The sequence below is a fragment of the Patulibacter ginsengiterrae genome (genome assembly GCF_056269115.1).
The window spans coordinates 589519-615892 of sequence record NZ_JBWDOG010000002.1 but is presented as its reverse complement, the minus strand read 5'-3'; the positions used below and the strand labels follow the sequence as shown (position 1 = coordinate 615892).

Here is a 26374-nt window from a genome sequence, read left to right as displayed (position 1 = left end):
GTCGCGATGGATTTCGATTCGCTGCTTCCGGTCGACAAGACCCTCGACGGGCTGGTCGGCCTGAAGGTCGGGGAGCACGGTGACGGCTGGATCGAGGCGACGCTGGCCGTCGGCGATCACGTCAAGCAGCCGATGGGCCTGGTGCACGGTGGGATCTACGCCGTGATCGCCGAATCGATCACGTCGCTGGCCACCGGGATCAACGTCTACCAGGAGGGGATGAGCGCCCAGGGGCTCTCGAACACGACGAACTTCCTGCGCCCGGTCCTCGAGGGCACCGTCCACGCGCGGGCGGAGCGCCTGCACAAGGGGCGGACCACCTGGGTCTGGGACGTCCGCATGAGCGACGACCAGGGCCGCGTCTGCGCGGTCACTCGGATGGTCATCGCGGTCCGCCCGCTGCCCGCGGGCGCCGACGACCAGGGCGGGATCCGGCCGCTGCCCGCGGCCTAGGGTCGCGGCCGGCCTCGCGCCGCCGGAGGTTCGCGGCCGGCGCTGGTTTCGTGGGCGGCGCTGGTCCGCGGCTGCGGTGGTTCGTGGCCGCGGTGGCTCGCGGGCCGTGGCGCGGGACGGCAGCTGGCCGGGTTCGGCGGCGCGGCTGGCTGGGTCGTCGGGCGGGGCCGTCGGGCGGGGCCGGAAGGGTTCCGCGATGCGTTCTCTACCCCTGCGGTGGGAAACGCATCGCGGAGTGGGAGCGAGGAATCGGCGCGTGCTTCGCGATGTGTTCTCCACCTCTGCGGTGGGAAACGCATCGCGAAGTGAGGGCAGACGGCTCCCAACGCGCGGTGGCGGATGCGAGGCGTTCGCTGACCGAGCAGGTCGGTGCGCGGAAGCGAGAGCTGTGCGCCAGCACTGCCGAGCGAGACGACGAAGCCGCGCGGTTGCGTCTGAGGTGGTCGTGGACCAAGCAGGTCGGTGCGCGTGGAACGAGAGCTGTGCGCCCGCACTGCCGAGGTCAACGCGTGCCGAGATGCGCCGCGTCCACGGCCGCCTCAGGCCGACCGCTCACCCGCCGTAGCGGTTCGTGATCGGCAGCCGCCGGTCGCGACCCAGCCCACGCTGGGTGATCTTGACCCCGGGCGGCGACTGGCGGCGCTTGTACTCGGCGACGTCGACCAGCCGGATGATCCGGTCGACGTCGACGGCGGGCAGGCCCCGGGCGATCAGGGCGTCGCGGCCGAGGTCGAGCTCGACGTAGCCCTCGAGGATCCGGTCGAGCACGTCGTAGGGCGGCAGCGACTGGTCGTCGCGCTGGTCGGGGCGCAGCTCGGCCGACGGCGGCCGCTCGACGATCGACCCGAGCACGTCGTAGTCCGGGCGCGCGGGGTCCGACGCCCAGCGGAGCGGCTCGGCGGCGCGGCGGTGCTCGGTCAGCTCGTAGACCAGCGTCTTCGGGCAGTCCTTGATCACCGCGAATCCGCCGGCGCTGTCGCCGTAGAGGGTCGAGTAGCCGACCGACATCTCGCTCTTGTTGCCGGTGGTGAGGACCAGCCAGCCGTGCTTGTTGGAGAGCGCCATCAGCAGGTTGCCGCGGATCCGAGCCTGGAGGTTCTCCTCGGTCAGGTCCGCCTCGAGGCCGGCGAACGGCGCGGCGAGGATCTCCGCGTAGGCGTCCATCGCGGGCTTGATCCCGAGCCGCATCCGCTCGACCCCGACCGCGTCGGCCAGCAGGTCGGCGTCGGACTGCGTGCCCTCGGTCGAGTACGGCGAGGGCATGATCACGGCGCGCACGCGGTCGGCCCCGAGCGCGTCGACGGCGACGAGCAGCACCAGCGCGGAGTCGACCCCGCCGGAGAGCCCGAGCACGACGGTCCGGAAGCCGTTCTTCTCGACGTAGTCGCGGGTCGCCAGCACCAGCGCGGCGTAGACCTCGGCGATCGGGTCGAGCGGGGCGGCGATCGTCCCGTCGCCGTGGGGGCTGTCCGACGCGGGATGGCCGGTCAGGAGGGTGCCGTCGAGCGCGGGGCTGGGGGCGTGGGCGGCGGCCGCGGTCGCCAGCCGCGCGACGACCGAGACCGGCTCGTCGCCGTAGAGCGGGGGACCCGAGAGGCGCCCGCGCGGGTCGCGCAGGCGGGCAGCGGAGGCCGCGGCGGGATCGACGTCGCAGACGAGCAGGTCCTCGGCGAACTGGGCGGCGCGGCCGACGGTCCGGCCCTCGTGGTCGAGGATCACCGAGTGGCCGTCGAAGACGAGCTCGTCCTGGCCGCCGACCTGGTTGCAGAGCGCGACGACCGCGACGTGATCGCGGGCGCGCTGGGCGAGCATCCGCTCGCGCTGGTGCCCCTTGCCGCGGTGGTACGGCGAGGCCGAGGTGTTGAGGATCACGGTCGCGCCGGCGGCGGCCGCGGCGGCGGCGGGGCCGTCGGGCAGCCAGAGGTCCTCGCAGATCGTGACGGCGACCGGGACGCCGTCGATCTCGACGATCGCGGTGCTGTCGCCGGCCCCGAAGTAGCGGTACTCGTCGAAGACGCCGTAGTTGGGCAGCCGGACCTTGCGGACGACCGCCTGAACCGCGCCGTCGGCGACGACCGCGGCGGCGTTGTAGACCGCGTCGGAGCCGCGCTCGGGGAAGCCGACGATCGCGACGATCCCCTCGGTCGCCGCGGCGACCCGCTCGAGCTGGGTCCGCGCGTCGTGGAGGAAGTGCTCCTTGAAGAGCAGATCCTCCGGGGGGTAGCCGGTCAGCGTCAGCTCGGGGAGGACGACGACGGCGGCGCCCGCGTCGCGGGCACGTCCGATCGCGTCGATCGTGCGCTGGGCGTTTCCGGGCAGATCCCCGACGACGAGGTCGAGCTGAGCGAGGGCGATCCGCATGGCCCACCACGGTAGCGAGCGGGGCTCGACGGGCGGCGGGACGGGAGTTCGTGACTGGCGCGTTGGCGTTCTTCTGGCGCGGCGCTACCGTATGCGGAGCGCGCTTCGGCGCCCGAGCCCAGCACCCTCCAGCATGGACCTTCGCGACCCAGACCACTTTGCCTCGGCCTACGCCGAGCACGCGCCCGCCGCGGCGAGCGCGGCGGCCGCGATCCTGGCTCCCGCGGGAAGGCGGACCGACGTCGAGGACGTGGTCCACGACGTCTTCGTGCGGCTCTGGCGCGATCCCGAGCGGTTCGACCCCCGGCGCGGTCCGTTCGGGGCCTACGTCCGGATGATGGCCCGCTCGCGGGCGCTCGATCTCTGCCGCAGCAGCCAGGCCGCCGGCCGGGCGGTCGACCGGATGACGATCAGCGTCAAGCGCCGCGAGCCGACCGACGTCGTCGTCAGCGAGGCCGAGCGGCGGGCGGCGCGGACCGCGCTGCTGCGGGCGATGGCCGCGCTCCCGGAGCCGCAGCGCGAGGCGATCGCGATGTCCTGCTGGGGCGACCTGACGGCGAACGAGATCGCCGAGCGGTTCGGTCTGCCGGTCGGCACCGTCAAGGGCCGGATCCGGCTCGGGCTCGCGCGGCTGCGGGCGGAGCTGGAGACCTCCGAGCTGACGGCGGCCAGCATCATGACCATCTTCTCGGTGATCTGAGCGGTCGCGGCCGGCGGCGGCCGGCTGTGGACGGTGTGTGCGGTATCGCACGCGTCCCATCGTCCCAGGGGGCTACGGTTGGCTGGTCCTTCGACGCCGAATCGGTACGCGTCCGCGCGCGCCGAGCGGGGGACCCAACGTCGTGCGCGCCCGAGCCGGGCGCGACGGCAGGGGCGAATCGGGCGCTGAGCCGCCCGTAGCGTCCACCCTCTCGCCGCGTGCCCCATGTACGCCGCGGATCGTGGGTGCGAGTCCGTCAGCTGACCTCGTAGGCGTCCGCGAAGAGGAGATGGTTCCGTGACTCGTGACGCCCTCGTTACGCCGACCCGTGCTGCCCTGGCAGCCGGGACGGCTCTGGCCCTGCTCGCCACCGTTCCCGCCGTCGCCGCCGCTCCGGCGGAGTCGGCCACCCCGAATCCGGCCCCCGCGGCCGCCCCGACCCCCAAGCGCGCCACCCCCGACATCCGCGTGACCTCGAGTCGCTCGTCGGGCGTCGTCGGCCGCCGCGCCGTCTACCGTGGCCGCGTGGCCGGGGGCCCGGCGGGGATCCCCGTTCGGCTCGAGATGCGCCGCGGCGGCGAGTGGCGGGCCGTCGCCCGCGACAAGATCTCGTCGCACGGCCGCTTCCGGGTCTCGACCCGGATCGGGCGGACCGGTGACCGCGCGGCGCGACTGCGGATCGTCGGCCGGACCGGCATCGCCGGCGACCGCAAGCGGGTGCCCCGCGTGCGCGGCTTCCGGCGCGCGGTCGCGTCCTACTTCGGCCCCGGCCTCTACGGCAGCGCGTTGGCCTGCGGCGGTCGGCTGAGCCCCGGGACCACCGGCGTCGCCCACAAGACGCTGCCCTGCGGCACGCGCCTGGCGCTGCGCGTCGGCCGCCGCGAGGTCTCGGCCCGGGTCGTCGACCGCGGCCCCTACGTCGGCGGACGCGAGTTCGACCTGACGGCGGCGACCCGCAGTCGCCTGGGCTTCGGCTCGGTCGGGACGGTTCTCGTCAACCGCTAATGCGGTTGCGTCTGGGGCGGCCGTGGACGCGGCGCATCTCGGGCCGGTTGGCGCTCGGCAGGCCTGGCGGCCAGCTCTCGCACCACCCGCCCCGACCTGCTTGGTCCACGACCACCTCAGACGCAACCGCCGCGGGCGAAGCATCTCGGCCCGCGTGGGCCTCGGCAGGCCTGGCGGCCAGCTCTCGGACCCACGCAAGCCGACCTGCTCGGCCTACGGCCACCTCAGACGCAACCGCGGCAGTCCTGTCTGAGGTATCTCAGGCCGGGTGGGCCTCGGCAGGCTTGGCGGCCAGCTCTCGGGGTGGGCGGGCCGGTCTCCCGACCTGCTTGGTCCACGACCACCTCAGACGCAACCGCCGCGGGCGAAGCATCTCGGTCCGCGTGGGCCTCGGCAGGCCTGGCGGCCGGGCGAAGATCGAGGCGGGGTGCTTCCTGGGCGATAGGTCGTCGGTCTCGTCGTTGATGGGCTCGGCTCCACGCGTGCCAGGAAGACGTTCGTCTCAGTCCGTCTCGCGGTCGGAGGGCCGCCGCATGTCGGACGCATCCGCCGAGAGCTCCCGACTCGTACGAACAGGCGTTCGGTCCGGGTGGCGGCGTAGTCTCGGGGGAGTGGCGGACGCGGGAGGAGCGGGGGACCCGACCGGGCGCATCGAGCCCGAGCGCTGCATCGGGCATCTCGACTGCGACGCGTTCTTCGCCGCGGTCGAGCTGCTGCGGCGGCCGGAGCTGCGGGGGAAGCCGGTGATCGTCGCCCACGACGGCCCGCGGTCGGTGGTCACCACCGCGACCTACGAGGCCCGCAAGTTCGGCGTCGGCTCGGCGATGCCGCTCGTCACCGCCCGCCGCCGCTGCCCGGAGGCGGTGATCGTCCCGCCCGACCACGACGCCTACCGCGAGGCGTCGGAGGCCGTGATGGCGGTGATCCGCGACGAGGTCGAGGTCGTCCAGCAGATGAGCCTCGACGAGGCCTACGTCGACCTGACCGGGATGCTCGCCCCACGCGCCTCGATGCGACGGCTCGTCCGCCGGATCGTGCGCGAGACCGAGCTCCACGTGTCGGTCGGGATCGGGCCGAACAAGCTGGTCGCGAAGCTCGCCTCCGACGCGGAGAAGCCGCGCGGCTTCGTCGTCCTCGATCGCCGCGAGGCCTGGCGCCGCTGGGCCGATCGCTCGCCGGGCCTGCTGCCGGGGATCGGCCCGCGGACGGCGGCCGAGCTGGAACGGCACGAGATCACCACGATCCGCGAGCTGGCGCGGGTCGACGAGCAGCAGCTGACCGACTGGTTCGGCCCGCGCTCCGGCCTCTGGCTCTGGAACCGCTGCCGGTTCGACGACCGCGAGCCGGTCGTCGCCGTCCGCGAGCCGGTCTCGGAGAGCCGCGAGACGACCTTCCCGGTCGACATCGACGACCCCGAGGAGCAGGAGGAGGCGCTGCGGCGCCTGGCCCTGCGGCTGGCCGAGGGCCTCGAGGGCCAGGGCCGACGGGGGCGAACGGTCGCGATCAAGGTCCGGCTGGCCGACTTCACCACCGTCACCCGCTCGCGGACGTTCCCGATCGCGATCGACGATCCCGAGCTGCTGGTCGACGCGGCGGTCGCGCTGCTGCGCGAGTACGACCCGCCGCAGCCGGTCCGCCTGCTCGGCGTCCGGGCCGCCGCGCTCGAGCTGGTGGACGGCCCCGGAGTCCAGCTCACGCTGCCGCTCGGCCACGCCTGCTAGGACATGGGGCATGCAGCTCCATCTCGAAGACACCGGTGACGGCACGCCAGTGGTCCTCCTGCACGGCCTCACCGCCAGCCACCGCTACGTCGTGATGGGCAGCCGCCGGCTCGAGCGGGGCGGGCACCGCGTGCTCGCCTACGACGCGCGCGGCCACGGCAGCTCCGATCCTGCGCCCGAGCCGGGCGCCTACGGCTACGACGTGCTCGCGGACGACCTCGAGCGGGTCCTCGACGAGGCCGAGATCGAGCAGGCCGTGCTGGTCGGGGCCTCGATGGGCGCCCACACCGCGATCCGCCAGGCGCTGCTGCGGCCCGAGCGGGTCGCGGGCCTGGTGGTCGTCACGCCCGCGTTCGTGCCCGGCAACGAGGCCGACGAGCGGGCCCTGGCCCGCTGGGACCGGCTGGCCGCGGGGATGGAGGCCGGCGGCGCCGACGGGTTCGTCGCCGCCTACGACTTCGCCGACGTGCCCGAGCGGTGGCGGGCCACGGTCGAGAAGGTCACCCACCAGCGGCTGTCGGTCCACGAGCACCCGCTCGCGGTCGCCGACGCGCTGCGGGCGGTGCCCCGCTCGGCCCCGTTCGGCAGCTTCGACGAGCTGGCCGCGATCGACGTGCCGACCGTCGTCGTCGGCGACCGCGACGAGGCCGATCCCGGCCATCCGCTGGCCGTCGCCGAGCGCTACGTCGCCGCGATCCCCGGCGCGTCGCTGGTCGTCGAGGATCCCGGCGCCTCGCCGATCGCCTGGCAGGGCGGACAGCTCTCGCAGGTGATCGCCGACCTCGCCGCCCGCACCACGGAGGTCGGGGCATGAGCGCGGCGATCCCGGGCGCGGAGGCGGTCGCGTTCCCGTTCGGTCCCGACGGCGTCGTCACGATCGACGGCGGCGACATCGTCGAGCAGGTCGTCCTGACCGAGCTCGCGCGCGGGCCGTGGGACGCCGGCAGCGCCCACGGTGGGGCGCCGGCGGCGTTGCTGGCGCGCGCGGTCGAGCGTCGCGCGGCGACCGAGGACCAGCGGGTCAGCTCGCTCGCGTACACCTTCCTGGGGCCGGTCCCGCTCGGGCCGATCGAGATCCGGACCCGGATCCGCAAGCCCGGCAAGCGGCTCCAGATCGTCCACGGTGAGATCGTCGCCGGCGGCCGCCCGGCGATGGAGGTCCGCGCCGTCCTGCTCCGCCGCGGCCGGGTCGCGCTGCCCGCCGGGATCGGCGAGCCGTGGCCGACGATCGCCCCGCCCGAGGCGTACGCCGCGACCCGCGAGCGGTTCGTGCCCGACGAGAGCCCCGCCTTCCATCCGAGCGTGATGGAGATCCGGCCGTTCGACGGCACGATCCTGACCGAGACCGCGACCCGCTCGGCCTGGACCCGGCTGCTGCTGCCGATCGTCAAGGGCGAGACGCCGTCCGGCGCGCAACGGGCCGCCGCATCGTCGGACTTCGGCAACGGCCTCGCCCATCCGGTCTCGTTCGGGGACTACCTGTTCGTCAACTGCGACCTGACCGTCTCGCTGCACCGCGACCCGGTCGGCGAGTGGATCGCGGTCGAGGCCCGGACCGAGCTGGACGGGGCCGGCACCGGCCTGACGACGACCGCGCTGCACGACGGCAGCGGCCGCTTCGGCACCGCGACCCAGACCCTGTTCGTGGACGCACGTTGATCTGACACCGGACACGGGCTGTCCGCTACGGTGGCGTAGACGTGGACACCACGACCGGCACCCACACCGACGACGGGACGTGGATCCTCGATCCGCCCGGGATGCTGTTCGTCTACGAGCAGGGTGCCTTCCCGATGGACACCTGCGACGAGGACGGCTGCTTCCGGGTGGCCGCCTACCGGGCCGACCCGCGTGCGATCCTCGACCTGAACGGCCTGCGGCTGCCGCGGACCCTGCGCCGGACGCTGCGGGGCCGCGACTACCGGCTGACCGTCGACCGGGCGTTCGCCGAGGTGGTCGCACGCTGCGCCTCGCGGCCGGGGCTCGCCCCCGGCGAGGTCTGGCTGACCCCGCGGCTGGAGAAGGCCTACCAGGCGCTCCACCGCTGGGGCCACGCCCGCAGCTTCGAGGTCTGGGACGGGGACGAGCTCGTCGGCGGCAGCTTCGGGGTCGCGATCGGGCGTGCCCACACCCTCGAGTCGATGTTCCACGCCGCGCCGGACGCGGGCACGGCGGCGGTGCTGTCGGCGGCGGTCCGGATCCGCGAGGCCGGCTACCGGGTGCTGGACGTCCAGCAGCAGACGATCCACACCGCTCGGCTGGGCGTGCGCGAGGTCGCCGAGGCCGACTACCTGCGGCGGCTGCAGACGGCGCTGGTGACCGGCCTGCGGCCGCGGGCGCTGACGCCCGAGGCGGGGCCGGCGAACACGGACGAGCTGGTCGCGCGCTTCACCGGCCCGGCCGCGACGGTCAGCGCAGCTTCACGAACGCCTTCCAGGTCTGGCGCGTCTTCCCACCGCGAGAGGTGACCAGGCCCGAGGTCCAGCCGTGCCCGGAGCCCGGGTCCTGGAGCTGGTACCAGGTGAAGCTGCGGATCCCCTCGCGGCGCGCGAACTGCCAGGCCTGACGGAGCCACTGGGCGGCCTGCCCGTCCGGCGTCTTCCACGAGCCCGAGGTGCGGTAGGCGAACTCGGTGATGTGGATGTTGCGCGAGGCCCTGCGGGAGATCCGCCCCGCCCGCGCGAGCGCCTTGATCTGGCGCTTGGCGCTGCGCAGGTTGCCCATCGTCCACGAGTCGGGGTTGGTCCGCGTGGCCAGCGGGCTGGCCGAGAAGTCGTGGGTGTGGATCGCGATCCCGTCGCCGAGCAGCCGCTGCCGGCAGGCCCGGCTGCCGTTCAGCGAGCGCCAGTTGGCGTCGAGGCAGAGCGCCTGACGGAAGAACCGTCCCGGGTTGATCGCGTTGGTCGTCCGCGCGTTGGGCGCCGGCTCGCCGACCAGCACCGGGGTGTCCGGGTCGGTGCGCTTGAACGACTTGTAGGCCGCGTTGGAGATCGCGACCCACGTCCGCGGGCGCTTCGGCGGCCACATCGAGTTGTAGTTCGGCTCGTTCCAGGTCAGGTAGCCGCCGATCGGGAGGTCCGCGAGCGCGGTGCCGAGCGAGGCGGTGAACTGCGAGTAGCGCTCGATCATCTTGTCGTTGACCGGCACCCGGTCGAAGGAGCGGTTGATCCCCGCGTAGAGCCCGACGAACAGCTTCGCCCCGGCCTCGTCGCCCTCGACGGCCGCCCGCCGGAGTCGGAAGGCGACGTCCGGGTCGACCTCGGTGCTGCGGCCGTCCCAGCTGACCAGGAGCCGCACGCGGCGGACGTTGGCGCGCTCGGCGGAGCGCCAGAAGAGCCGCCGTTGGGTCTCGACGTCGGAGGTCACCAGGCGGACGTCCTGGAGGCCCTTGAGCATGCCGGCCTCGGCGCGCGATGGGCCGGTGCCGAACGACGTGCCCAGCAACAGCAGGACGAGGAACAGCCCGCCCACGGCGAGTGCGGGAACGGAGAGCCGCAGGTGGCGCATCACGGGGATGCTACGGAGCAACCGCGCGCCGGGCGTCAGCCCATCCGCGATCTGCGGCATACTCCGCTCTCTTCGGCCCGCGTCGTTCGCATCGGTTTCGTGATGACGAGCGACGCAGGGGGTCGTGCTGCGCCCGGGCGGGACGCAGTGATGTCGCCAACGATGACGATGGAGAGCAGCCTGTGTCACTCCGAAACGCACGCACTTCGACCGGGGTGAGGCCATGAGCCTGACGCTGGGAATTCCGAAGGAGACGGCCGCCGGCGAGCGCCGTGTAGCCCTGGTGCCGGACGTCGTCAAGCGTCTCGGGGCGAAGGGCGTGCAGGTCGTGATCGAGCCCGGTGCCGGTGAGCACGCGCTGATCCCCGACGCGCTCTACACGGCGGCCGGAGCGACGGTCTCGGCCGACGTCTGGAACGCCGACATCGTCGTCAAGGTCGCGCCGCCGACCGCCGACGAGGTCGCCCGGATCGGGGCCGACTCGGTCCTGATCGGCTTCCTCGCGCCGCTCTCGTCGCCCGAGACCGCGGCCGCCCTGCGGGACCGCGGCACGACCGCGTTCGCGATGGAGGCGATCCCGCGGATCAGCCGTGCGCAGGCGATGGACGCGCTCTCGTCGCAGTCCAACGTCGCCGGCTACAAGGCCGTGCTCTCGGCCGCGGACCACTCGACGCGGTTCTTCCCGATGCTGATGACCGCCGCGGGCACGATCCCGCCGGCCAAGGTGCTCGTGCTCGGGATCGGCGTCGCCGGGCTCCAGGCGCTTGCGACCGCCCGTCGCCTCGGCGCCAAGACCACCGGCTACGACGTGCGGCCGGAGACGGCTGAGCAGGTCGAGTCGCTGGGCGCCCAGTGGCTGAACCTCGGGATCGACGCGGCCGGCGAGGGCGGATACGCCCGCGAGCTGACCGCGGAGGAGCGCGCCCAGCAGCAGCAGGCGCTGACCGACGCGACCAAGGGCTTCGACGTGGTCATCACGACCGCGCTGGTCCCGGGCCGCCCGGCCCCGCGGCTGGTCACGGCCGAGGCCGTCGAGGGCATGCGCCCCGGCTCCGTGATCATCGACCTCGCCGGTGAGACCGGCGGCAACTGCGAGCTGACCGAGCCCGGTCAGACCGTCGTCAAGCACGACGTCACGATCGTCTCGCCGCTGAACCTCGCCGCCGAGATGCCCGAGCACGCCTCGCAGCTCTACGCGCGCAACGTGCAGTCGCTCGTCGAGCTGATGCTGGAGACGTCGGAGAGCGGCGAGCCGTCGCTCAAGCTCGACTTCGAGGACGAGATCATCGCCGGCGCCTGCGTCACGCGCGGCGGCGAGGTCGTCCACGCCGGAGCCAAGAAGACCGTGGAGGCTGCAGCCTGATGTCTGCTCTGAATCCCACCGAGCTGCTGGCCAACGTCAGCGTCGGGGCCAGCCCGCTGGTCACCAACCTCGCGATCCTGGTGCTGGCCGGTCTGGTCGGCTACGCGGTGATCTCGAAGGTCCCCAACACCCTCCACACGCCCCTGATGTCGGGCACGAACGCGATCCACGGGATCGTCGTGCTCGGCGGTCTGGTGCTGCTGGCGACGGGCGAGAACCTCGGCTTCGGCAGCTCGCTGATCCTGTTCGTCGCGCTCGTCTTCGGCGTCGTCAACGTGATCGGCGGCTTTGTCGTGACCGACCGGATGCTCGAGATGTTCAAGGCCAAGCCGAAGCCGAAGGCCGACGCCTCCGGTGACACGGTCGGCGAGAAGAAGGCGGGTTCGTGATGTCGGAGCTGCTGACCCCGAACGCGCCAGTCGCGGCGTTCCTGACCGACCCGAACTTCAAGTCGGTCCTCTACATCATCGCGTTCGCGCTCTTCATCATCGGGCTCTCGGGCCTGACCGGTCCGAAGACCGCGGTTCGCGGCAACCGGATCGCCGCGGTCGGCATGGTCATCGCCGTCGTCGCGACCCTGCTGGTCGACCCGTTCAACAACTGGCTCCTGATCGTGATCGGGCTCGCGCTCGGCACGGCGATCGGCGTGCCGGCGGCGCGCAAGGTCAAGATGACCGAGATGCCGCAGCTGGTGGCGCTGTTCAACGGCGTCGGCGGCGGCGCGGTCGCGCTGATCTCGTGGGCCGAGTTCCGCGGCACCGGCGGGTTCTCCGGCGTCTCGACCTACATCGTCGTCTTCAGCCTGTTCTCGGCGATCGTCGGCTCGGTCTCGTTCTGGGGCTCGAACATCGCCTTCGGCAAGCTCCAGGGCCTGATCGACGGCGGCTCGATCTCGCTGGGCAAGCTCCAGCTTCCGGTCCAGGGCCTGATCGGCCTGGTCACGATCGGCCTGGCGGTGGCGATCACCGCCGGCTCGACCAGCCAGATCCTGATCATCGGCGTGCTCGTGCTCGCCGGCCTCTTCGGGATCCTGCTGGTGCTGCCGATCGGCGGCGCCGACATGCCGGTCGTGATCTCGCTGCTGAACGCCTTCACCGGTCTCGCCGCAGCGGCCGCCGGTATCGCGCTCGACAACCAGGCGCTGATCGTCGCGGGCATGATCGTCGGCGCGTCGGGCACGATCCTCACGCAGCAGATGGCGATCGCGATGAACCGGACGATCGTCTCGGTGATCGTCGGTGGCTTCGGCGGCGGCGGTGAGGTCGCGGCGGGCGCGACCACCGGCGCCGGCGGCGGCACGGTCACCTCGACCTCCGCCTCCGACGTCGCGATCCAGATGGCGTACGCGCGTCTGGTCGTCGTCGTCCCGGGCTACGGCATGGCCGTCTCCCAGGCCCAGCACGCCGTCCGCGAGATGGCGAAGCTGCTGGAGGAGAAGGACGTCGAGGTCAAGTACGCGATCCATCCCGTGGCCGGCCGCATGCCGGGCCACATGAACGTGCTGCTCGCCGAGGCCGACGTGCCGTACGAGCAGCTCAAGGAGATGGACGACATCAACGGCGAGTTCAAGCGCACGGACGTGTCGCTCGTGATCGGCGCCAACGACGTCACCAACCCCGACGCGCGCAACAAGGCCGACAGCCCGATCTACGGGATGCCGATCCTGAACGTCGACGAGTCGGCCTCGACGATCGTCCTCAAGCGGTCGATGTCGTCGGGCTACGCCGGCATCGACAACCCGCTGTTCGTCGATCCGAAGACGAGCATGCTGTTCGGCGACGCGAAGGCGTCGGTCGAGGCGATCACCGACGAGCTGAAGGCGCTCTAGCGTCTCGGGCCCCGCCGCCGACCGCCTCGTGCGGCGGCGGTGGGGGCCGGCCTGATCGTCGCCGCTGGTCGCTCGGACCGGCGGCCGCTGCACCACCGCCCGGGGCGCTCGTCGCTCCGGGCGGTCGTCGTTCCGGTCCCGTACGATCGCCGACGTGCAGCAGGACGACTCCCCTCCGGCGGTCGCTCCCGGGTCCCGCGTGCGGCTGCGGCCCCCGGAGCCCGCCGACGCCGACCGCTTCATCGCGGCGATGGAGTCGAGCCGGGCGCTGCACGCGCCGTGGGCGACGCTGCCGACCACGCCCGAGGCGTTCGCGGCCTACCTCGAGCGGGCGCAGGGGGCCGAGCTGGAGGCCTTCCTCGTCTGTCGTCGCGACGACGGCGCGCTGCTCGGCCAGGTCAACCTCAGCCAGATCTTCCACGGGCCGCTCTGCAGCGCCTACGTCGGCTACAACGCGGTCGCTGCCCACGCCGGCCACGGGTACATGACGGAGGGCGTCGCGCTCGCGCTGCTCTACGCGTTCGGCCCGCTCGGGCTGCACCGGGTCGAGGCGAACATCCAGCCGGAGAACGTCCGCTCGCTGGCGTTGGCGCGCCGGCTCGGCTTCCGTCAGGAGGGCTTCTCGCCGCGGTACCTGCGGATCGGGGGCGTCTGGCGCGACCATGAGCGTTGGGCGCTGCTCGCCGATGACCCGGCCGCCGAGGCGCTGCGGGGGTCGGTCGGGGCCTGAGGGGCGGGGCGGCTGCCGGCCGACGCAGCGGGGCGGGTCGCGGTCGGAGAACGCGACGGCGCTCGGTCCCCGCCGGGCGTGGCAGGTCAGGCCTCGCCGCCGACCTGGGCCTGGAGCCGGCGCATCCCGGCGATCCAGCGGTCGTGGTCGGCGGCCTTGCGGCGGACGAAGTCGCCGACCTCCGGATGGGGCAGGATCAGGAACCGCCCGTCGCGGAGCCCGTCGACGACGATCGCCGCGACGGCGTCGGGCGCGAGCACGACGCCGGCCGCCTTCACGACCGAGGTCGCGGGGGAGGGATCGTCGTCGGGGTCGACGACCGCGCCCGACGCCGGATCGTGCCCGACGCCGTGCAGCAGCGGGGTGTCGACGCCCATCGGGCAGAGGCAGCTGACGCCGATCCCGCGGTCGCCGTAGGTGACCGACAGCCACTCGGCGAACGCGACCGCGGCGTGCTTCGAGACGGCGTAGGGGGCGGAGCCGACCTGGGTCAGCAGGCCGGCGGCGGAGGCGGTCGAGAGGAAGTACCCGGAGCCGCGCTCCAGCCAGCCGGGAACGAGCAGCCGGGCGGCGAGCACGTGGGCGCGGACGTTGACCCCGAGCGCGAGGTCCCAGACCGCGTCGTCGGTCTGCTCGTCGACGCCGACCGCCACGCCGGCGTTGGCGCAGAAGAGGTCGACCGGGCCGAAGGCCTCCTCGGCGAGCGCGATCGCGGCCACGAGGTCGTCCTGGGCGGTGACGTCGCAGCGGATCCCGCGCGCCGTTGGGCCGATTCCGGCGGCGACCGCCGCCGCGCCGGGGCCGTCGAGGTCGGCGACGACCACGCCCCGGGCGCCCTCGGCCGCGAACCGCTCGGCGAGTGCGCGGCCGATGCCCGACGCGCCTCCGGTGACGACGACGACCTGGTCGCGGAGCTCCATGCCCGCATGCTCGCCGATCGCGGCCACAGGCGGGGAAGGAGCGGGCCGGACGACGGCGTGCGTCCGCCCCGGGACCGCATGGCTGGCGGACGGGGTCGGGGGCCTGCACGCCCGGCCGCCTCGTCGGTCGCGGGCCGACGGGCTTGGGTCAGCCGGCGGCGACCCGCTCGGCCGCCGCCGCCCGCAGGTCGTCCTCGGTCCAGGCCGCGGCCAGCCGCACGATCGTTGCCGCCGCGGCCGCCATCTCCTGGAGCGAGGCCCACTCGCGGACCGAGTGGTACTCGTGGCCGCCGGTGAAGATGTTCGGCGTCGGGAGGCCCTTGGCGCTCAGCTGCGAGCCGTCGGTGCCGCCGCGGATCGCGTTGCGGACCGGCTCGAGGCCCTCGGCCCGGATCGCGCGCTCGGCGGCGGCGGTGATCGCGGGGAAGGCGTCGACGAAGCGGCGCATGTTCGGGTACTGCTCGTGGACGTGGACCTCGAAGGCCGCCCGCGGCTCGGCGGCCGCGACGGCGTCGACCGTCCGCTGGAGGAGCGCGAGGTGCCCGGCGAGCAGCTCGTCGTCGAAGTCGCGGAGGATCGCGCGGATCTCGGCCCGAGCGGGGACGCCCGACGTCTCGTAGACGTGGATGAAGCCGTCGCGGCCGGAGGTCTGCTCGGGGGTCAGCTCGTCGGGCAGGCCGGCGACGATCTCGGCCGCCAGGCGGGTCGCGTTGACGAGCTTGCCGGTCGCGAAGCCGGGGTGCACGTCGTGGCCGAGCACCGTCACGACCGCCTCGACCGCCGAGAAGGTCTCGTCCTGGAGCTCGCCCGGCTCGGAGCCGTCGATCGTGTAGGCGCCGACCGCGCCGAAGCCGGCGACGTCGAAGCGGTGGGCACCGAGCCCGATCTCCTCGTCGGGGGTGAAGCAGACCCGCAGGGTCGGGCGCGGCAGCTCGGGGTGGGCGGCGAGATGGGCGAGGGCGGTGACGATCTCGGCGACGCCGGCCTTGTCGTCGGCGCCGAGCAGGGTGTCGCCGCTGGAGCTGACCAGGTCGTGGCCGATCCGGGAGGCGAGCTCGGGCATCGACGCCGGGTCGAGCTTGGTGCCACCACGCGGCAGCTCCAGCACCCCGCCGTCGTAGTCGGCGTGGACCAGCGGCTCGACGCCCTCGCCCGGGGCATCCGGGCTGGTGTCGACGTGGGCGATCAGGCCGATCACGGCCGGCGCGTCGTCGGCGCCATGGCCGGCCGCGGGCAGCGTCGCGTAGACGTACCCGTGCTCGTCGAGGTGGGCGTCCTCGAGCCCGATCGCCAGCAGCTCGTCGACGAGGATCCGCGAGAGGTCGAGCTGGCGGGCGGTCGAGGGGCTGGTGATGCCGTCGCGCGAGGACTGGGTCGAGACGCGGGCGTAGCGGACGAACCGCTCCAGCAGTCCGGGCGCGAGCTCGGCCGCGAGCGGCGAGCTGTAGGAGGCGGGCACGACCGGTGGTGCAGGCACACGGGCACCGTAGCGCGGCGGGCGGAGGGTTTTCGTTGGCGGCTTCGGCCAGCTTGGAAACGGATTGTGGTCAGTCCAGCGTCCCCAGCTCCCCGGCCGCCGCGCGTTTGCATAGGCTGTCCAGGCGGTTCCACCTGCTGCTACTCTGGGTAGGAAATCGCCGGTCGTATCAGAGCCAGACTGTGCGTTCAGCCGGCTCGTGCGCGACCGTCCACCTCGACCGCGGCTTCGCGGAAGGCAATCACCCCCTGCATATGACCGTCACAGAACGAGGAATGGCCTACGGCATTCGTGCCCTGACCCGCCTGGCGGGTCTGGACGTGGTCGATCGGCTCGGGCTCCGTGAGCCCGCCAACCGGGCTCTCAAGCGGGCCTCGGCCACGAGCTTCCGGACCGCGGGGCGGGTCGGGCGCACGTTCGCCGCGACCCAGAAGCGCTCGGCGCCGGGCCGGCTGAAGCCGGAGACGGCGTCGAAGAGCGCTGGCCTCTTCGACCTCACGCCGAGCGACGAGCAGAAGATGCTCCAGGACGCCGCGCGCGAGTTCGCCGCGGCCGAGATCCGTCCCGTCGCCGAGCAGGCCGACCACGACGACAAGACGCCGGCCGACCTCCTGGAGTCCGCGTCCGAGCTGGGCCTGGCCACGCTCGGCGTGCCGGAGGAGCTGGGCGGCGCCGTCGAGGAGCGTTCGGCGGTGACCTCGGTCCTGATCGCCGAGGCGCTCGCCCACGGCGACCTCAGCATCGCCGTCGCCGCCCTCGCTCCGGCCGCGGTCTCGACCGCGCTCGGTCTCTGGGGCGACGCCGACCAGCAGGCGACCTACCTGCCGGCGTTCGTCGGCGACGACGTCCCGGCCGCGGCCTTCGCCGTGCACGAGCCGCGTCCGCTGTTCGACCCGTTCGTGCTCCACACGACGGCCCGCAAGGCCGAGGGCGGCTACGTCCTCAACGGCGTCAAGGCGCTGGTCCCGCGGGCGGCGGAGGCGGAGCTGTTCATCGTCGCCGCGCAGCTCGACGGCTCGGCCCTCAACGGCAACGCCAACGGGCGCTCGTCCGCTCCGGCCTTCTTCATCGTCGAGTCGAAGTCGCAGGGGCTCTCGACCGAGGCCGACCCGGCGATGGGCCTGCGGGCCGCGTCGACGGCGAAGCTCGTGCTGGAGGACGTCAAGGTCCCGGCCGGCGCGCTGCTCGGCGGCGGCCGCGAGGAGGTCTACCGCGAAGCGATCGGCCTCAGCCGGATCGCCTGGTCGGCGCTGGCCGCCGGCACCTGCAAGGCCGTCCTCGACTACGTGATCCCGTACGTCAACGAGCGCGTCGCCTTCGGTGAGCCGATCAGCCACCGCCAGGCCGTCGCGTTCGCGGTCTCCGACATCGCGATCGAGACCGAGAGCATCCGGCTCGTCACCTACCGGGCGGCCAGCCGTGCCGACCGGGCGGCGAGCTTCAGCCGCGAGGCCGCGCTCGCGCGTCGGCTGACGGCGGAGAAGGGCATGCAGATCGGCTCCCAGGGCGTGCAGCTGCTGGGCGGCCACGGGTACGTCAAGGACCACCCGGTCGAGCGCTGGTACCGCGATCTGCGGGCCGCCGGAATCATCGAAGGCACACTGCTCGTCTGAGCGGGGAGATACGCATGATCAATCTCGAGAACCCCAAGAAGTTCCAGGGCCTGGTCGACATGACCCGCCAGGTCTCGACCGAGATGTTCCGCCCGATCTCGCGCAAGTACGACCGGGCCGAGCACACCTACCCGAAGGAGCTCGACACGCTCCGCGCCCTGCTCGAGGGCATGAACGAGGGCGATCCGGGCGGTGGCGTCAGCGCCAGCGGCGGTCGCGCCAACAAGAAGCAGTCCGGCAACATCAACGGCGGCAACATCTCGACGGTGCTGTCGGTCGCCGAGGCCTGCTGGGGCGACACCTCGTTCGTCCTGACGATGCCCGGTCAGGGGCTCGGCAACGCGGCGATCGCCGCCGTCGCCGACGACGACCAGATGGCGCGCTTCGGCGACAAGTGGGCGTCGATGGCGATCACCGAGCCGGACTTCGGCTCCGACTCCGCCGCCGTCAAGACGACTGCGATCCTCGACGAGAAGGCCGGCGAGTACGTCCTCAACGGGACCAAGATCTTCGTCACCTCCGGCGAGCGCTGCGACGTCGTCGTCGTCTGGGCCTCGGTCGATCCGAGCATGGGCCGGGCGGCGATCAAGTCGTTCATCGTCCCGCGCGACAACCCGGGCCTGGAGCTGGTCCGGCTGGAGCACAAGCTCGGGATCCGCGGCTCCGACACCGCCCAGTTCGCGCTGGTCGACTGCCGGATCCCGAAGGAGAACCTGCTCGGCACGCCCGAGGTCGACGCGAAGAAGTCGTTCGCCGGCGTGATGCAGACCTTCGACAACACCCGTCCGATGGTCGCCGCGATGGCGGTCGGGGTGGCGAAGGCGTCGTTGGAGCGGACCTTCGAGCTGCTCAAGGAGGCCGGCGTCGAGATCGACTACGACCGGCCCGCGCACGTCCAGAGCGGTGCGGTCGCGGAGCTGCTGCGGCTGGAGGCCGACTACGAGGCGTTCCGGCTGCTGACGCTGGAGGCCGCGTGGATGGCCGACAACCGCAAGCCGAACTCGGTCAACGCCTCGATGGCGAAGGCCAAGGCCGGCCGCGGCGCGACCGAGATCGCGCTGAAGTGCGTCGAGCTCTGCGGCGCCGTCGGCTACGGCGAGGACGAGCTGTTGGAGAAGTGGGCCCGCGACGCGAAGATCCTCGACATCTTCGAGGGCACGCAGCAGATCCAGCTGCTGATCATCGCCCGCAACCTGCTGGGCAAGAGCTCGGCCGAGCTGCGGTAGCTGGGCGGAGGCGTTCTCTTCGAGGTTTGCCGCGCATACGGGGCAAACCTCGGGGAGAACGAGCACGGCCCCGTTCTCTTCGAGGTTTGCCACCTATGCGGTGGTCAACCTCGAGCAGAACGAGCATCGGCGCCTTCGGCTTCCTCGAGCCGTCCGCCGGGTCCGCCTGCTCGACCTGCTTGAGTACGCGGCATGTGCGTCCAGTGCGCGGCAGGCGCGATGACGGCGGTGGCGGGGGCCTCGGGCATGCGGCTCTACCTCGAGGCGCGCGTCCCGTGGATGGCCGGCGCACGGGTCCGCAAGGTCGTGGGCCGCGGGATCGTGGTCGCCGGTGTGCTTGCTGCGGGTGTGCTCGGGCCGTCGGCGCACGGACCAGCGAGCAGCACCGCCTCGGGCGCGGTCTCGGCTTCGGGCCAGGCCCAGGCCTCGGCTCCGGTTCACACCTCGGCTTCGGCCCCGGCCTCCGCTTCGGCCCCGGCCCCGGCCCCGGCTTCGGCCCCGGCCCCGGCTTCGGCCCCGGCCCCGGCTTCGGCCCCGGCCCCGGCAGCGGTCGTCACCGCGCCGTCGCGGTGAGCGTCCGCCACCCCGGCTGACCTGGTCGGCCGGTCTGCGGGCGCGGGGGATAGCGTCGGGGCGATGGACGCGCAGCCGGACCCCGCCCGCCGCAACGTCGAGCTGAAGGCGATCGACCCCGAGCCGGAGCGGTCGCTGGCCGTCTGCCGGAGTCTCGGCGCGGAGGATCGCGGCGTGCTCGTCCAGCGCGACACCTACTTCGCGGTGGCGCAAGGCGGCCTGAAGCTGCGCGAGCAGACCCCGGGCACGCCGCACCTGATCCAGTTCGAGCGCGAGGACCGCCCCGAGCAGCGGCTCAGCCGCTACCGCGTGATCGGGGTCGATGACGGTCCGGCCGACCCGTGCGGCGCTGTCGGCCGCGCTCGGGGTCCGGACGGTCGTGGCGAAGCGCCGGCGGCTACGCCGCGCAGCTCGCCGCGCTTCGGTCGGAAGAAGACGCAGCATGCCTGCTTCCCGCACCGACGACCGGCGGCTCCCGGTCACCGTCCGGAACCGGTCGGGATCGTTCCGCCGCGGTCACCGGGTACGATCGGCCGATGCCGCTCTCGGATAAGTCCCGCCGCCTCTAGCGGCGGCGTGACCCCTTCGTAGACCTCCTCGCCGCCGCGCCGACGTCCCACGCCGGCGCGGCCCGCTGTGCCGCACCGGCTCCACGACTCCCGCGGAGCGCTCAGTGCCCAACAACTTCCTCGCCGGACGGCTGCTGCTCGTCCGGCGCGTCCTCGAACGATCCCCCGACGGCCCCGGTCGTCGCTCCCGTAGCCCGGGAGGCCCGACGAGCCCGGTCGCTCGACGGCTGGTGCTCACCGCCGTCCTCGTCTCGTCCGTGACCTTCCCGCTGACGATCACCGGCACCTCGGTCGCGTTGCCGGGCATTCGTTCCGAGCTCGAGGCGAGCCTGGCGGCCTCGCAATGGGTCGTCACCGGCTACAACGCGTTCTTCGCGAGCCTGCTGGTCTTCGCGGGCTCGCTCGCCGACCTGCTCGGGCGCCGGCGGATCTTCGCCGCCGGGGTCGCGCTCTTCTGCGGCGGGGGCGTCGTCAGCGCCCTCGCCGGCGACGTGACCACGTTGGCGGTCGCGCGGGCGGTCGCCGGCGCCGGTGCGGCCGCCGCGACGATCGGCGGGTCCTCGCTGCTTGCGGCCACGTTCGACGCCCGCGACCGGGCTCGCGCGTTCGGCCTGCTCGGCACCGTCCTCGGCGGCGGCCTGGCGTTCGGCCCGACGGTCAGCGGACTGCTCGTCGACACGCTCGGCTGGCGCGCCGTCTTCGCCGTCCCGGCCGCGATCGCGGCGGTCGCGCTGCTGCTCGCGCCCGCGCTGCCGACGGCGCCCGGGACGCCCGGCCGGCGGCTGGACTGGCGCGGCGCCGGCCTCTTCACCGGTGCGCTGCTGCTGCTCGTCTTCGCGCTGGTCGAGGGGCCCGAGCGCGGCTTCGGGAGCCTTCCCGTGGTGGCGGCAGGGCTGGGCGCGCTGGTGCTCGCGACGGGCTGCCTGCGGGTGGAGCGCGGGGTGAGCGATCCGCTCTTCGACCTCGAGCTGCTGGGCAACCGCCGCTTCCGCGGGCTGGCGGTGGCGGCGGGTGCCCTGATGGGGGTGCTGGTGCCGCTGCTGGTGTACCTGCCGGGCTACCTGATCGACGTGGTCGGGATCGACGCGGGGCGCACGGGCCTCTGGATGCTCGTCCTGACCGCGCCGACGGTCGCGCTGCCGAGCCTGGGGGCGCGGATCGCGGAACGACGCCCGACGGTGCTCGTCGCGGGCTCGGTGGCCCTCGCTGGCGCCGGTGCGCTGCTGCTGGTGACGATCGGGCCCGGGAGCACCGCCGCGACGCTCGCGCCGCCGTTCCTCCTGATCGGAGCCGGGGTCGGGCTCTCGACCGGGGTGCTCGACGGGATGGCGATCGGCAGCGTCCCGCCGGAACGGGCGGGAACCGCCTCCGGCCTCTTCAACACCGCCAGGCTCGGGACGGAGACCGTCGCGCTGGCGGCGGCCGGGGCGGTGCTGGCGGCGATCGCCGGCGACCAGCTGGCCGGGGAGGACTTCACCGCGGCGCTGCGGATCCTGTGCCTCGCGCTCTCAGCGTTGGCCGGGGTGGCGACGGTGGCGGTCGTCGTGCTCGCTCGACGTGCGGCGTCGGGCTTCCGCGAGCCGTCACGGGAGGGGGAGGCGTAGGAGAACGCGCCGGGCGGCATCCGGCCGGCGGCCTTGGGCCCCGGGGCGCCACCGACCGCAGCGAGACCACGATAAGCAGAATGAGACTCAATCTCATATAGTGCGGGAATGCCTGCTTCCCGCACTGACGACCGGCGGCTCCCGGTCACCGTCCTCTCCGGCTTCCTCGGCGCCGGCAAGACCACCGTCCTCAACCAGCTGCTCGGCAACCGCGAGGGCCGCCGGATCGCGGTGATCGTCAACGACATGAGCGAGGTCAACATCGACGCGGCGCTGGTCGAGCACGGCGGCGAGGGGGAGGGCGGCCAGCCGCTCTCGCGCGTCGACGAGCGGCTGGTCGAGATGAGCAACGGCTGCATCTGCTGCACCCTCCGCGAGGACCTGCTGGTCGAGGTCGGCCGGCTGGCCGCCGAGGGCCGCTTCGACCACCTCGTGATCGAGTCGACCGGGATCAGCGAGCCGCTGCCGGTCGCCGAGACCTTCACCTTCGAGGACGAGGACGGCACCAGCCTCGGGACGGTCGCCCGGCTCGACACGATGGTGACCGTCGTCGACGCCGCCCGCTTCCTCGACGACCTCGGATCGGTCGACGAGGTCGCCACCCGCGGCGAGAGCCTCGGCGAAGGCGACGAGCGGACCGTCGTCGACCTGCTCGTCGACCAGGTCGAGTTCGCCGACCTGATCGTGCTGAGCAAGGTCGACCTGGTCGACGAGGCCCGGATCGCGGCGACCGAGCACACGATCCGCCAGCTCAACGGCGGTGCCCGGATCGTCCGCGCTGCGCACGGCCGCGTGCCGCTCGACGAGCTGCTCGACACCGGGCGCTTCGACTTCGACGCGGCCTCCGAGCACGCCGGTTGGCTGCAGGTGCTCCGCGGCGAGGAGCAGCCGGAGACCGAGGAGTACGGGATCGGCTCGTTCGTCTACCGCCAGCGGCGGCCGTTCCACCCCCAACGGCTGTGGGACGCGGTCCATCAGGCGTGGCCGGGCGTGATCCGCTCGAAGGGGTTCTTCTGGCTCGCCCAGCGGCCCGCGATCGTCGGCGAGTGGTCGACTGCGGGGGCGATCCTCAACCTCGGCGCGGTCGGCACCTGGTGGGCGACCCAGCCGGAGGCGCAGTGGCCCGACGACCTGCGCGAGCGGCTCGCGGTCGACTGGCACCCGGAGTTCGGCGATCGCCGCCAGGAGCTGGTCTTCATCGGCCAGCGGCTCGACCGCGACGGCTTCGTGGCGCGGCTCGACGCGGCGCTGATGACCGACGCGGAGCTGGCCGCAGGGCCGGAGGCGGCGTACGCCCTGCCCGACCCGTGGCCGCGCTGGGGGAGCGAGGCGCTGCACCGCCACGGGCACGCGGCGAGCGAGGACGCCGACGACGACCGGCGGATCGCGGCGTAGGCCGGGGCGGGACCGCGGCCGGCCGCCTCAGCGGCGGCGGATCCGGAGCGTCGCGACGTGCAGGTCGCGGGGCCCGACGCTCACGCCGACCCGGACCCGTGCGCCGGCGACGGCGGCCCGCCGGCCCGCGGCCGTCGGCGGCCGCAGCACGACGATGACCGTGGCCGCGCGGCGGAGCGTCAGCTTGCGGTGGCCGGCGTCGAGCGCGCGGCCGCCGCGCTTCCGCGCCGGCAGCCGACCGCGGACGCCGACCGTGGTCCGTCCGGAGCCGACCGGGCGGACCCGCACCCGGATCGCGATCCGGCCTCCCGGCCTGCGGACGGCGGAGAGCAGGCGGACGCTGGCCCGTGGCCCGGTCGCTCCGGTGTCGCCACCGGAGCCGCTCGCCCCGCCGGTCGCTCCGCCGGGCTTGGCGGGCAGCGGCGACGTCCCCGGCGCGGTCGTTCCGGGGGGCGACGTCCCTGGCGGCGTCGGCGTGGTCGGGACGATCGGGGTCGGCGGATTCGGCAGCGGCGGGAGCGGGGTCAGGCCCGCGTCGAAGGCGCGCGCCCGGTTGACGTCGAAGTCCTCGACGGTCCGGGTCAGGTAGCCCGGTGCGGAGGCCTGGAGGTCGTAGACGCCGACCGGCAGCGGCAGCACGAACGAGCCGTCGGCGGCGGCCGTGCCGGTGCGGGCGAGGCTGCCGTCCTGGCGCCGGACCTCGATCGTGGCCCCGGCCAGCGCCTCGGCCGAGCGGGCATCGTCCGGCGGTGCGCCGGAGGCGATCCGCTGCTGGACGTCGGTTGCGTCGAACACGCGGCCGCTGAGTCGCGAGCCGCGGGCGGTGTCGACGAAGGCGGCGTTCTGGGCGAGCGACGCGTAGGTCCCGTGCAACGAGCAGCTGTTGGTGCCGCCCCGGATCACGCCGACGACGACCCCCGCGACCGACAGCGGTCCGCCGGAGTCGCCGTTGCACGGCCCGGCGTCGCTCGGCACGAACCGCTTCGAGCAGACCTCGTCGACGGCGGAGGCTGCCGGGCAGGTCGCCATCGTCACGGGGGCGGTCAGCAGCAGCGGCGAGCCCTCGCCGCCGAAGACCGTCGTGCCGAAGCCGCGGATCGTGGCCGTCGAGCCGACGGCAGGGTCGCTGAAGCCGAGCGTCGCGACCGGCGCGCTGCTCTCGCGGCCGAGGTCGACGAAGGCGACGTCGTGGGTCGAGCCGGACCGCAGCGGGGAGCGCGTCCAGCGGACCGCGAGGTGGACCTCGCCGGTGCCTTCGGCGCTGCGGTTGGTGCGACCGATCACGATCCGCTGGCGGACCCCCGGACCGGGCTGGGCGTCGTTCACGCAGTGGGCTGCGGTCAGCACCACCGAGGGGGTGATCAGGGTGCCGGTGCAGCCGGTCGTCGAGAGGTAGACCGTCGACCCGGCCGACGCCGCCGGGGAGCCGTTGATCACCGCCGTCGCGGTCGCAGCCGGCAGCAGGCCGAGGGCGAGGCCGACGGCTACGGCGAGCAGGGGCAGGGACAGGGAGCGGCGCGCGGCGATCCCGTCAGCCCAGCAGACCGGTGGCTCCGCCGCGACCGGGAGGCACCCCGGGGTTTTGCGCCGCCGGGCCTACGAGGCGACGGCGGTCGCGCGGCGCGCGCGCACGAGCTCGCGACTCCGGACCACCGCGAGCATCACCAGGTAGACCGCGACCGTGACCCCGGCGATCGAGGCGCCGGCGGCGCTATGGGCGTAGTACGAGAGGTAGAGGCCGGCGATCCCGGAGCCGATCGCGATCGCCACGGCGATCGCCATCGTCGGCGCGACCCGGCGCCCGAGCAGGCGGGCGCCAGCGGCCGGGGCCACCAGCGTCGCGGCCACGAAGAGGTTGCCGAGCGCCTGGACGCAGATCAACGTCGCGATCGCGATCAGGACGACCAGCAGCACGTCGACGACGCCCGGACGGACCCCGAACGAGCGGGCCGCCTGGCGGTCGAAGGCGGTCGCCAGCAGCCGCGGGTGCAGGATCCGGAGGGCGACGACGACCACCAGCGTGAGCGCCGCGGCGACCGCGACGTCGCCGTTCGTCAGGCCGAGCACGTCCCCGAACAGCAGGTCGGAGATCCCGGGGGGCGAGTCGGGCGAGAGCGCCATCAGCACCCCGAGCCCGAACATCGAGGTGAAGACGACCGAGATCGACGTGTCGCGGTCGAGCGTCGGGATCCGGGCGCTGGCCGCGATCAGGAGCGCCGCCGCGAGCAGCCCGACCGCCCCTCCGAGGATGAGGAGCCCGCCCGTCCCGCCGAGCAGCGCGGCCCCGACGAGGCCCGGGAACATCGCGTGGGGCAGCGCCTCGGCGCTGTAGCTGAGGCTGTGGAAGACGATCCAGCAGCCGAGCAGGCCACCGGCGATCCCCAGCAGGAGCACCTCGAGTAGCGCCCGCAGCATGATCTCCGAGTCCCACGGATCGGCCAGGGCATCGAGCACGCCCGCGGCGAGGACGGTAGCCGTCATCCGTGGTGGTGGTCGCAGATCACGGCGACGTGGTCGCCGTCGCTGCCGAGCGGCACCAGGCTCTCGCCGTAGGTCCGGTGGAGCACGTCGGAGGTCAACGTCGTCGCCGGCGGACCGAACGCGACCTGGGCCCGGTTGAGGCACAGGACCTGGTCCCAGCCACGCGCCTGGCCGACGTCGTGGGTGGCGATCAGGAGCACGTGGCCGGCCGCGGCCAGCTCGTCGATCAGATGGTGGAGACGGTCGCTGCTGGCGCTGTCGAGGCCGGTGAACGGCTCGTCGAGCAGCAGGACCCGGGCGTCGCGGACGAGCGCGCGGGCGACGAGCACCCGCTGGCGCTGGCCGCCGGAGAGCGCGCCGAAGCTGACGCCGGCGCGATCCTCGAGCCCGACGGCGCGGAGCGCGGTGCGCGCGTGGTCGCGCTCGGCGTGGCCCGGGCCACGCCACCACGGGCGGCGGGCGATCGTGCCCATCAGGACGACGTCGAGCGCGGTGACCGGGAAGTCGAGTCGCGAGCGCTCGGTCTGGGGGACGATCGCGACCTCGTCGTGCAACGCCAGCCGGCCGCTGCGCACGGCCAGCTCCTGGAGGATCACCCGGAACAGCGTGGTCTTGCCGCCGCCGTTGGGGCCGAGGATCGCGATCCGGTCCCCGGCTCGGGCGGTGAAGCTGACGTCGCGCAGGGCGGGGGCGGCCTCGTAGCCGGCGGTCACGCCGTCGAGCTCGAGCAGGGCCGGTGCCGACGCGGTCGCGGTCGCGGTCGGCGCGGCGGTGGTCGGCGCGGTCGCTTCGGGCGCGGCGCCGGGCGTTGCGGAGGGGGTGGGCGAGAGCGGGTCGGTCACGGCGGT

General features: G+C 73.7%; 24 protein-coding genes. 17 read left to right on the top strand and 7 right to left on the bottom strand.

The window, feature by feature from the left end; genetic code table 11:
• The first annotated feature begins 6 nt into the window (after window positions 1–6).
• On the top strand, window positions 7–453 hold the full coding sequence (locus ACVUH9_RS06210) for a PaaI family thioesterase (protein WP_475754988.1): 447 nt from the start codon (window positions 7–9) through the stop codon (window positions 451–453).
• A gap of 552 nt (window positions 454–1005) precedes the next feature.
• Here ACVUH9_RS06210 and ACVUH9_RS06205 read toward each other — a convergent pair.
• Window positions 1006–2814: an NAD+ synthase gene (locus tag ACVUH9_RS06205; RefSeq protein WP_475754986.1), complete on the bottom strand. Its 1809-nt coding sequence runs from the start codon at window positions 2812–2814 to the stop codon at window positions 1006–1008.
• Window positions 2815–2947: 133 nt separating this feature from the next.
• On the opposite strand from ACVUH9_RS06205, the gene ACVUH9_RS06200 reads away from it, so the two are divergent.
• From ACVUH9_RS06200 to aat, 6 genes are all read left to right on the top strand, one after another.
• The gene (locus ACVUH9_RS06200; protein ID WP_475754984.1) at window positions 2948–3514 is read left to right on the top strand and encodes an RNA polymerase sigma factor; all 567 of its coding nucleotides are present in this window, start codon (window positions 2948–2950) and stop codon (window positions 3512–3514) included.
• A gap of 297 nt (window positions 3515–3811) precedes the next feature.
• Window positions 3812–4519, top strand: a complete 708-nt coding sequence (locus tag ACVUH9_RS06195; RefSeq protein ID WP_475754982.1) for a septal ring lytic transglycosylase RlpA family protein — start codon at window positions 3812–3814, stop codon at window positions 4517–4519.
• Window positions 4520–5130: 611 nt separating this feature from the next.
• Entirely contained in the window at window positions 5131–6240 is a 1110-nt protein-coding gene (gene dinB, locus ACVUH9_RS06190; RefSeq protein WP_475754980.1) for a DNA polymerase IV, read from the top strand.
• Between the two features lie 10 nt (window positions 6241–6250).
• Window positions 6251–7054 carry an alpha/beta fold hydrolase gene (locus ACVUH9_RS06185; RefSeq protein ID WP_475754978.1) on the top strand — a complete coding sequence of 268 codons (804 nt, stop codon included), beginning with the start codon at window positions 6251–6253 and terminating at the stop codon, window positions 7052–7054.
• Window positions 7051–7899, top strand: a complete 849-nt coding sequence (locus ACVUH9_RS06180; protein WP_475754976.1) for a thioesterase family protein — start codon at window positions 7051–7053, stop codon at window positions 7897–7899. Before ACVUH9_RS06185 ends, ACVUH9_RS06180 begins: the two co-directional genes overlap by 4 nt.
• A gap of 41 nt (window positions 7900–7940) precedes the next feature.
• Window positions 7941–8708, top strand: coding sequence for a leucyl/phenylalanyl-tRNA--protein transferase (gene aat / locus ACVUH9_RS06175; RefSeq protein WP_475754974.1), 768 nt, complete (start codon window positions 7941–7943; stop codon window positions 8706–8708).
• Here aat and ACVUH9_RS06170 read toward each other — a convergent pair.
• Window positions 8650–9747, bottom strand: coding sequence for a cellulase family glycosylhydrolase (locus ACVUH9_RS06170; protein ID WP_475754972.1), 1098 nt, complete (start codon window positions 9745–9747; stop codon window positions 8650–8652). The two genes, aat and ACVUH9_RS06170, sit on opposite strands and share 59 nt — an antisense overlap.
• A 223-nt stretch (window positions 9748–9970) precedes the next feature.
• Here ACVUH9_RS06170 and ACVUH9_RS06165 point away from each other — a divergent pair, with 223 nt between their 5' ends.
• The 4 genes from ACVUH9_RS06165 (at window position 9971) to ACVUH9_RS06150 (ending at window position 13668) form a co-directional block, all read left to right on the top strand.
• Window positions 9971–11110 carry a Re/Si-specific NAD(P)(+) transhydrogenase subunit alpha gene (locus ACVUH9_RS06165; RefSeq protein WP_475754970.1) on the top strand — a complete coding sequence of 380 codons (1140 nt, stop codon included), beginning with the start codon at window positions 9971–9973 and terminating at the stop codon, window positions 11108–11110.
• Complete coding sequence (locus ACVUH9_RS06160) at window positions 11110–11499, top strand: NAD(P) transhydrogenase subunit alpha part 2 (protein WP_475754968.1); 390 nt, start codon at window positions 11110–11112, stop codon at window positions 11497–11499. Before ACVUH9_RS06165 ends, ACVUH9_RS06160 begins: the two co-directional genes overlap by 1 nt.
• Window positions 11499–12938 (top strand): NAD(P)(+) transhydrogenase (Re/Si-specific) subunit beta, encoded by a 1440-nt coding sequence (locus ACVUH9_RS06155; RefSeq protein ID WP_475754966.1) that lies wholly within the window; start codon window positions 11499–11501, stop codon window positions 12936–12938. Before ACVUH9_RS06160 ends, ACVUH9_RS06155 begins: the two co-directional genes overlap by 1 nt.
• Before the next feature lie 154 nt (window positions 12939–13092).
• Window positions 13093–13668 carry a GNAT family N-acetyltransferase gene (locus ACVUH9_RS06150; protein WP_475754964.1) on the top strand — a complete coding sequence of 192 codons (576 nt, stop codon included), beginning with the start codon at window positions 13093–13095 and terminating at the stop codon, window positions 13666–13668.
• 86 nt (window positions 13669–13754) lie between these two features.
• Here ACVUH9_RS06150 and ACVUH9_RS06145 read toward each other — a convergent pair whose 3' ends face one another.
• Together ACVUH9_RS06145 and pepT are read right to left on the bottom strand one after the other, a co-directional pair.
• Window positions 13755–14588, bottom strand: a complete 834-nt coding sequence (locus ACVUH9_RS06145; protein ID WP_475754962.1) for an SDR family oxidoreductase — start codon at window positions 14586–14588, stop codon at window positions 13755–13757.
• 148 nt (window positions 14589–14736) lie between these two features.
• Window positions 14737–16065: a peptidase T gene (pepT, locus tag ACVUH9_RS06140; protein WP_475754960.1), complete on the bottom strand. Its 1329-nt coding sequence runs from the start codon at window positions 16063–16065 to the stop codon at window positions 14737–14739.
• Between the two features lie 275 nt (window positions 16066–16340).
• On the opposite strand from pepT, the gene ACVUH9_RS06135 reads away from it, so the two are divergent.
• From ACVUH9_RS06135 to zigA, 6 genes are all read left to right on the top strand, one after another.
• Window positions 16341–17678, top strand: coding sequence for an acyl-CoA dehydrogenase family protein (locus ACVUH9_RS06135; RefSeq protein ID WP_475755084.1), 1338 nt, complete (start codon window positions 16341–16343; stop codon window positions 17676–17678).
• Window positions 17679–17692: 14 nt separating this feature from the next.
• Window positions 17693–18904: an acyl-CoA dehydrogenase family protein gene (locus ACVUH9_RS06130; protein WP_475754958.1), complete on the top strand. Its 1212-nt coding sequence runs from the start codon at window positions 17693–17695 to the stop codon at window positions 18902–18904.
• Window positions 18905–19096: 192 nt separating this feature from the next.
• Window positions 19097–19477 (top strand): hypothetical protein, encoded by a 381-nt coding sequence (locus ACVUH9_RS06125; RefSeq protein ID WP_475754956.1) that lies wholly within the window; start codon window positions 19097–19099, stop codon window positions 19475–19477.
• A 63-nt stretch (window positions 19478–19540) separates the two neighbouring features.
• Window positions 19541–20068 carry a CYTH domain-containing protein gene (locus ACVUH9_RS06120; protein WP_475754954.1) on the top strand — a complete coding sequence of 176 codons (528 nt, stop codon included), beginning with the start codon at window positions 19541–19543 and terminating at the stop codon, window positions 20066–20068.
• Window positions 20069–20150: 82 nt separating this feature from the next.
• The gene (locus ACVUH9_RS06115) at window positions 20151–21650 is read left to right on the top strand and encodes an MFS transporter (RefSeq protein WP_475754953.1); all 1500 of its coding nucleotides are present in this window, start codon (window positions 20151–20153) and stop codon (window positions 21648–21650) included.
• Window positions 21651–21758: 108 nt separating this feature from the next.
• A complete protein-coding gene (zigA, locus tag ACVUH9_RS06110; RefSeq protein ID WP_475754951.1) occupies window positions 21759–23045 on the top strand; it encodes a zinc metallochaperone GTPase ZigA in 1287 nt (428 codons plus the stop codon).
• A gap of 27 nt (window positions 23046–23072) precedes the next feature.
• Here the strand turns inward: zigA and ACVUH9_RS06105 are convergent, their stop codons facing one another.
• The 3 genes from ACVUH9_RS06105 to ACVUH9_RS06095 form a co-directional block, all read right to left on the bottom strand.
• Window positions 23073–24482: a trypsin-like serine protease gene (locus tag ACVUH9_RS06105; RefSeq protein ID WP_475754949.1), complete on the bottom strand. Its 1410-nt coding sequence runs from the start codon at window positions 24480–24482 to the stop codon at window positions 23073–23075.
• A gap of 159 nt (window positions 24483–24641) precedes the next feature.
• Window positions 24642–25526, bottom strand: a complete 885-nt coding sequence (locus tag ACVUH9_RS06100; protein ID WP_475754947.1) for a metal ABC transporter permease — start codon at window positions 25524–25526, stop codon at window positions 24642–24644.
• The gene (locus ACVUH9_RS06095; protein ID WP_475754945.1) at window positions 25523–26368 is read right to left on the bottom strand and encodes a metal ABC transporter ATP-binding protein; all 846 of its coding nucleotides are present in this window, start codon (window positions 26366–26368) and stop codon (window positions 25523–25525) included. The genes ACVUH9_RS06100 and ACVUH9_RS06095 overlap by 4 nt, the downstream gene beginning before the upstream one ends.
• Window positions 26369–26374: the final 6 nt, after the last annotated feature.